Annotated in this window: 6 protein-coding genes; 1 reads left to right on the forward strand and 5 read right to left on the reverse strand. The window is 61.1% G+C overall.

What is annotated here, in order from left to right; translation table 11 throughout:
* The 3 genes from OXU43_05680 to OXU43_05690 all read right to left on the reverse strand — a co-directional run.
* The coding region (locus tag OXU43_05680) for a DEAD/DEAH box helicase family protein (protein ID MDD9824642.1) at positions 1–2,088 on the reverse strand (2,088 nt) is incomplete at its 3' end.
* 199 nt (positions 2,089–2,287) lie between these two features.
* The gene (locus OXU43_05685) at positions 2,288–3,274 is read right to left on the reverse strand and encodes a hypothetical protein (GenBank protein MDD9824643.1); all 987 of its coding nucleotides are present in this window, start codon (positions 3,272–3,274) and stop codon (positions 2,288–2,290) included.
* 408 nt (positions 3,275–3,682) lie between these two features.
* Positions 3,683–4,030, reverse strand: a complete 348-nt coding sequence (locus tag OXU43_05690) for a hypothetical protein (GenBank protein ID MDD9824644.1) — start codon at positions 4,028–4,030, stop codon at positions 3,683–3,685.
* Positions 4,031–4,067: 37 nt separating this feature from the next.
* Here OXU43_05690 and mgtE point away from each other — a divergent pair, with 37 nt between their 5' ends.
* Positions 4,068–5,453 (forward strand): magnesium transporter, encoded by a 1,386-nt coding sequence (gene mgtE, locus OXU43_05695; GenBank protein ID MDD9824645.1) that lies wholly within the window; start codon positions 4,068–4,070, stop codon positions 5,451–5,453.
* A 25-nt stretch (positions 5,454–5,478) separates the two neighbouring features.
* Here mgtE and OXU43_05700 read toward each other — a convergent pair whose 3' ends face one another.
* Both OXU43_05700 and OXU43_05705 read right to left on the reverse strand, forming a co-directional pair.
* A complete protein-coding gene (locus OXU43_05700; GenBank protein MDD9824646.1) occupies positions 5,479–6,438 on the reverse strand; it encodes a homoserine kinase in 960 nt (319 codons plus the stop codon).
* Positions 6,439–6,546: 108 nt separating this feature from the next.
* Entirely contained in the window at positions 6,547–6,957 is a 411-nt protein-coding gene (locus OXU43_05705) for a DUF2782 domain-containing protein (protein ID MDD9824647.1), read from the reverse strand.
* Between the last annotated feature and the right edge of the window lie 168 nt (positions 6,958–7,125).

Here is a 7,125-nt window from a genome sequence, read left to right on the forward strand (position 1 = left end):
GCCGAGGTCGGCGAGGATGTCGTAGAGGTCGTAGTCCTCCATCTGCCGCAACAGTCGCACAACTGCCGCCGAGCAGCCGCCGGCGCGCAGTCTTTCCAGCAGCGCACGGCGATCCTGCGGCGCTACCCAGCGGCGGCGGAGTTCGTCCAGCGTGGGGGTTTCCTCAGTCAGGCGTTGGGCAAAGCGGCGCAGGTATTCTTCCATGGGCAGGCGCGTTTCTCTGCCGTTTTCCTCCACCAGTACATAACTGCCGATGTGGGACACATACACCTGAAAGCCTTCCGCTTCCACAAGCGACGGCGGTTCGGTCTCGCCCGTGTCGCCGGCGGCGGATTGTCTCGGCGGCGGCGTTTTTAAGTCCCGGCCGAGCAGGTCGGTGGCGTCGGTGTAGTCGTGGATGGTGAACATCAATTTGCCGCTCCCCTCGTGAATGCGCGTGCCGCGTCCGATCATCTGATACAGACTGATCGGCGAGCGGATATAGCGGAAGAAGGCAATGTTGCCGATGCATGGGACATCCACGCCTGTGCTCAGCAGGTCCACCGTGGCGGCGACGAAATGATGCCCCGATGCGTTGCGCAAATCGGGCAACTCATTGTTGCCGTCGGCGGAGGCGGTGCATTTGAAGGCGTAAGGCTCTTTGCGCGCCCGGTTGTTTTTTTGGCACCAGTCGGCGTAGAGGTTGTTCATTTCCGCGGCCACCGCATCGGCGTGCGAGTCGCGGACACAGAAGATGATGCTCTTCTGTTCCGGGCCGCCGCTTTGCAGCAGGGCGTTGAACAAGTCGGCGCACATGGCCCCGACCCGGTCGGGCAGCATGAGAGTGGCTTCGTAGCAATGGTGGTTGTAAATCTCCTCCAAGTCATCAGGGCCAAGCGGTTTGCCGGTAACCGGATGGCGCGGCTTGTGCTCCATAACTTCATCACCGGGGATTTCCCGCTGATCCAGGCTGACGCTTCCCTTGCGGATCGCGCAGGCGGCCAGATAACCGTCTTCGGTCCCCTGGACGATGCCGTATTCGTAAACCGGTTCACCGAAGTAATCCCGGTTATTGGCGGTGATTTCCCTGTCCAGCCGCCCTTCAACGCCGCGGCCGGTGACGATGCGCGGGGTAGCAGTGAGGCCGACATGCGCCGCGCCGGGGTTGCGCTTCAGCACCTCCGACCACTTGTTCCACGCCGAACGGTGGCACTCGTCAATGACGATGTGGCTGAAATGATCGGGCGGGTAGTGCTCGCTGAGGAAACTCGCATCGCCTTCTTCCGTATCCACGCCCAGGGTCTGGTAGGTGGCGATATGCACACGGGCGTTTTTGGCTGCGTTCGCGCCGTCGGCGGTGCGCTCGGCAACTGCCGCATCGCTGCCGAAGACGTTGTTGAATGCGGCGTTGGCCTGGGCGCGCAGTTCGTTGCGATCGCAGAGGAACAAGGCGCGCTTAAGTTGCCCGGCGTCGGCAATGCGCTTGAGCAGGTTCACGGCGATGAAGGTCTTGCCGGTACCGGTGGCCAGGCTGAGCAGGATGCGTTTTGCCTCACCTTGTTTTTCACTGCGCGCGATTTTTTCCAGCGCGGCGCGGATGGCGGCGTCCTGGTAGTAGCGCCGGCTTCCTTCGCCGCCGTGGTAGGGCGTCAGCAACGGTTTGGCCGCTTCGTCTTCCAGGCTGAAGTTCATGCCCGCTTCATAACGGCGGCGCAGCGCTTCCGGCTTGGGGAATTGTTCCATGGGCTTCGCCCTGCTGGTTTTGCCAGTGAAGTGGTCGTATTCCACGAACAAATGCCCGTTGCAGGAGAATACGAACGGCACATGAAACAGCGGGCGGTATTTCTTCACCTGCTCCAGCCCGCTGTCCGGCGACGCGCTTTCCGGCTTCGCCTCCAACAGCGCCACCGCCACCGGCTGGCCGCCGCCGGCGGTTTTCAGGCGCAGCAGGTAGTCGGTGCGCTTGCGCCGCCGCCTGCGCGCCGTCTTGCCGACCAGTTCGATCGCGCCGGGCGTTTGCTCGCGGCGAATGCAGTCCTCGCTCCACCCGCGCCGGTGCAGCGCAGGGTCAATCAGTTTCGCTCGGGTATCCGCTTCGCCGTAAGACATTCAGACATTCCATTCGCCGCCGCCCGGCGCAGGAAGCGCGGAGCTGGGAGTCGAGGAGCAAATTTTGCAACTCCGGCTGCAACTCCGGCAACGCCCCTTCCTGCATTATTCTATCTTTTTCGGGGCGGCCGGGCATGTAAAATTCGAACCCAGGCCCAAACATATAGAATGCTCTGATTAAACGGCGTTCGGGCCTTCCTCAGGTGTTCCGGCTTGTAAGAAAGGCAATTCCTAATGCTAGCAATATAAAACTGACGCCGATGATGCCGCCATATTCATTCAATAGCCGAATCATACGTTCGCTTGAGAGGGCAGCAATAATAATACCCAGGAAACCTAAGAAAATGGTAATGATCTTAATAATGCCTCTATTTTGAATATCGCTTGCCTGCTCTCGGATTTCTGCCCGAATTATTTCCCGGATATCTTTCCGTATATCTTCTTGCATTTTGCCGATTCGATTTACCTTATCTTCCAACCTCCCGATAGAGTCGTCCAATTTCGAGTATTCTTCGGTAACGGTCTCGAATTTCTGATCTATCTCCTTAAGGCGAGTCCCCAGAGCACTCCACGGATACCCAGAGTTGATCAGTTGTTCCAGTATGACCTCAGGGCCCTCTTTTGCGAAAGCGCGTATCCACTGAGAATCTTTCATCCCAACAGGCGCCCCTTTGCGACGCGAGCCCACATACCCACGCTGGTCTTGATAATCGCCAGAATAGATCGCATCGGGGGTCTCCCCTTCTTCCAATTTGAAGATTGTCATGCGGTAAATTTTTTCCCCGTATGTGAAACTCGCTTCTTTGCTTGAGTTATTCGTAAGAGTCCAATTCAAGGTGCCGCGATATCCGGCATCCACCTGAGTAGCTGGCGCAACGATACCTTCCCGAGACAAGTCTGTCGTAGGGCTGATCAGCGCATGAAGATCATGCCCAGGAAAAATTTTATGCACTGTCTCGCGGCTGAAATCAATATCTTCTAAAGCCGTGATGCCAACGGAATAACTCGGCGGTATTTTTATCCCTTGGTTCTTTCCAATTTTGAAAATCTTTTCCGTATTCAGAAACTCCCCCGCTTTTCCAAGCCTGAGCACATAAGAATTCGGCCGCAGGCAATTTTCATCCGCATTAGCAATAACCGTCCCGAATAGTTTTTTAATATTCTCGTCATTTAGCATCGTGGCCATATCGTTTCCTCCTTGAGTACAATAATGACGCTAAAAGATTAGGCGCTGCCCTTCAAAGCCATAGAAACGCTGCGGATTGCCCGGATATTGTAAGCATACAGAGCAGGGCAGTCAATTCGACTGTCCGGCATGTAAGCCCCAGGCAGTAATGTCCTATTGCTGTGTTTCCGGGCGGGGCCTTTCGTTGACAATACGGCATTTACGCGGCCCTCGGGCCAGGAGATGCCATGACACAGGAGATTTGGACGATGTAGTCACGGGAAATCGTCCGTCTGGCGATTCTCGAGCGGGTCGAGTCGGCAGGGCTCAGGCAGGGGCAAGCGGCGGCGGAGATGGGCGTATCCGAGCGGCGGGAGAAAGGCGCAGCGCCCACGGAATGCCCGGGGGAAATCCCTGCCGACGAAGCGGTTATCGCCGCTGGGCGAGGGCGCCCAACAAGAAAAAAACGCCGCCCAGCAAAAAAGCGAACCCGCCCGCCAGCATGAGGAGTTCCCGATTCGCGTAAAGATAGATTCCCGTGGCTGAGAGAAGGAGCGCTCCCGCTACTGCAAAAAAGGCGATCATTTTGTCAACGCGCCCGCTCCGATTGGCGAGGGCGCCCAACAAGAAAAAAACGCCGCCCAGCAGAAAAGCGAACCCGCCTGCCAGCATGACGAATTCCTGATTCACGTAAAGACAGACTCCTGCAAAACCATTGTAAATCCCATTCGCCAGGCAGCAAGCATTTCGCTCTTCGGCCCCGGTCAGCAACCGCACAGCAACCGCCCAGAGCAAAAATATATATGATACGCCCATGCCCAAGACTCCCGACGCAAGCGGCGCCATGCCCGACGAACAGGAAATCCTGCAACAGCAGATAGACGAGCTGCGCCAGGCCCTGCAGGACGAAAAACCGGAGCGCGCCCGCGCGGTGCTGGCCGCTATGCCGTCTCCCGAAATCGCCCGCCTGCTGGAAGGGCTGCCCGGAGGGGAGCGCGGCCAGGCATGGGACACGGTGCCCATGGAGCGGCAGGGGGAAATCCTTGCCGGCCTGGAGGATCACGTGCGGGCCGGACTGCTGACCGGGATGGACGCCCGGCGCATTGCCGAACTTGCGGGCACCCTGGCCACGGACGACGTGGCGGACATCCTGCAGGATCTGCCGCGGGAAGACGCCGACCGCGTCCTGCTGCTCATGGACCGACAGCCCCGGGAGCAGCTGGTCTCCGTACTCGCCTATCCCGAGGACCAGGCGGGCGGGTTGATGAACACCGACGTCATCACCGTGCGGGCCGACGTGAGCCTGGAGGCGGTGGGCCGCTATCTGCGCAAATTGCGCCAGGTCCCGGAAGGCACGGACAGCTTGATCGTGGTGGACAAGGAGCACCGTTACATGGGCCTCTTGTCCCTGGCCAGCGTATTGACCAAGGAGGCGGAGTTGAGCGTCGCCGAGTGCATGGACAGCACGGGGAGGGCGATCCCCGCCGATATGCCCGCCCGCGAAGTGGCGCGGCTCTTCACCGAGTTCGACCTGGTATCCGCGCCGGTCGTGGATGCCGGAGGCATCCTGCTCGGAAGAATCACGGTGGACGATGTGGTGGACGTCATCCACAAGCAGGCGGGCCGGGCCGTGATGAGCATGGCGGGGCTTAAGGAAGAAGAGAAGAATCTGTTCGCCCCGGTCCTGGCCAGCGCCCGCAGCCGTTTTTTCTGGCTGGGCATCAATCTGCTGACCGCCTTCCTGGCCGCCTGGGTAATAGATTGGTTCCAGACCAGCATAGAAAAGCTGGTCGCGCTGGCGGTGCTGATGCCCGTGGTGGCCAGCATGGGCGGCATTGCCGGCAGCCAGACGCTGACGGTTACCATACGCGGTCTGGCGCTGGGACACCTCGGCAGGGCGAATGCCCGGTTGCTGCTCTACAAGGAACTGGCGGTAGGGCTCCTGAACGGCCTGGCCTGGACCGTCGTCGTCGCGGCCGTCGCCAGGGCATGGTTCGGCAGCATGGAGTTGGGGCTGGTATTCGGCGCCGCTCTTTTTTTCAACCTGATCGTCGCGGCGGGGGCCGGGGTCGCGATCCCTTTCATGCTGCGGCGCTCCGGGATTGACCCGGCCATTGCCGGCGGCGTCGTGCTGACCACGGTCACCGACATCTTCGGCTTCCTGTCGTTCCTGGGGCTGGGAACGATACTGCTGCTCTGACCGGCCTGGCGCCGGGCCGCGCGGCCTACGCCGCAGGGGCTGGCCAGAGCGCGCCGGGCCCTTCTTCCGAAAGGCGAATGTTGCGCCGCAGGATGTCGCGGAATTCGTCCGGGTTCTTGATGTGCGTCATCTCGCCGCAGCGCGGGAAGAACTTGTCCTCCAGGCGCGACAGCCAGAAGCGCAGCGCGGCCGCGCGCAACACGGAGGGCAGCAGCTCGAGTTCGCGCCGGGACAGCTGCCGCTCTTCCAGGTATCCCCCCATGAGCGCAGCCGTGCTTTCCCGGTAGTCTGCCCCGGCATTGCACCAGTCGTTGAGCGCGACGGCGAGGTCGTACACAAAAGGCCAGTTGCATGCGTAGTAGAAATCGAGGATGCCGGTGAGCGTGTTCCCCCGAAACAGCACGTTGTCCCGAAACAGGTCGGCATGGATCACGCCGCTGGGCGCATCCCGGAAATCGTGCCGGTCCTGATACGTCAGCTCTTCCTGCAACAGGCGCCGGTCCCGCGCCGGCAACATGGGAGACACGCGGCGCCGCATTTCCCGCCACCAGGCCCGGTCCCGCTGGGGGGCGCGGCGCAAGGAGAACCCGGGGGCCTGGATATGCAGCCTGCCGAGGCAGCGCCCGACTTCGGCGCAGTGCCGGGGGCCCGGAGATTTCACGCTGGCCCCTTCCAGGCGGTGTACGATCGCGGCGGGCTTGCCGTTCAGTTCGTTCAGGTATCCTCCCCGGCGGTCGGCGACCGGGCGGGCGCTGGGTATGCCGCGTTCGGAAAAGAACGCCATCAAGTCGAGGAAGTAAGGCAATTCCGAGAGCCGCAGGGTCTCGAACAAGGTCAGCACGTACTTCCCCCGTGCGGTGCTCAGGTAGTAATTCGTATTCTCTATGCCGTCGCTGATCCCGCGCAGGGCCAGTGCCTCTCCGATGTCGTATTTTTTCAGGAACCCGGCCAGCTGGTCGAGGGAGACAGCCGTATAAACCGACATCGCAGGGGGGGCCGAAACAGCGCGGCGGGAGGAGCCGAAGGCCCGCGGACTATCGCTCCCCGGAAGGGGCGGGGAAGAGCGCGGGCGGCGGGGCGCCGGGCAGCGTCTTCACCAGCTGAACAGTACCCACTGCGGGACCTTCACATCGGCGATCGTATCTATGCGCGTGTCCATGTGGCCATCTCCATCGTCGTCCAGCAGGTAATAAGAGGGCCCCGATGCCGGGCGCACTTCAATCATGTAAAGCAGGCCGTTAACCCGGTATTCCGCCAGGGTCGCGTCTTTGCGGCGAACGATGGTGATCTCCGGTTCCAGAGGCTGGCCGCTCTGCACCGCGGGCGGCAACTCCGGGGGCTCGGGCACGGGCGCGAACTCGGTCTCCTGCGCCAGGGCCGCCGCGGACAGCATGGCCGCAGCCAGCAGGCAGGAGCCCCTCGCCGCCGCAAGAACCGACCGACCCGTTGCCTCTACCGCCAAGTGTAGGAAACCCAGCCGCAATCGTTCATAATCGCCGTTCATCTACAGATGCTCCAGTCATTGTACCTACGCGGCGCATGAAGCGGAAAACCACAACGTGGCGGAATAGCTTTCTCCCACCTCTTGAGCATACCACGGGCTGCGCCGCCGCAACAAAACCGGATGCGCCCGGGCGGGACGTCGCGCAATCGAGATGGGAAACGGCCCGCC

It is taken from the genome of Gammaproteobacteria bacterium (assembly GCA_028817255.1).
Classification (GTDB): Bacteria; Pseudomonadota; Gammaproteobacteria; order Porifericomitales; family Porifericomitaceae; genus Porifericomes; species Porifericomes azotivorans.

Bases quoted from the DNA above. Each gene is read 5' to 3' on its own strand.
- OXU43_05685 (MDD9824643.1), bottom strand. From the start codon at position 3,274: ATGGCCACGATGCTAAATGACGAGAATATTAAAAAACTATTCGGGACG.
- mgtE (MDD9824645.1), top strand. From the start codon at position 4,068: ATGCCCAAGACTCCCGACGCAAGCGGCGCCATGCCCGACGAACAGGAA.
- OXU43_05700 (MDD9824646.1), bottom strand. From the start codon at position 6,438: ATGTCGGTTTATACGGCTGTCTCCCTCGACCAGCTGGCCGGGTTCCTG.
- OXU43_05705 (MDD9824647.1), bottom strand. From the start codon at position 6,957: ATGAACGGCGATTATGAACGATTGCGGCTGGGTTTCCTACACTTGGCG.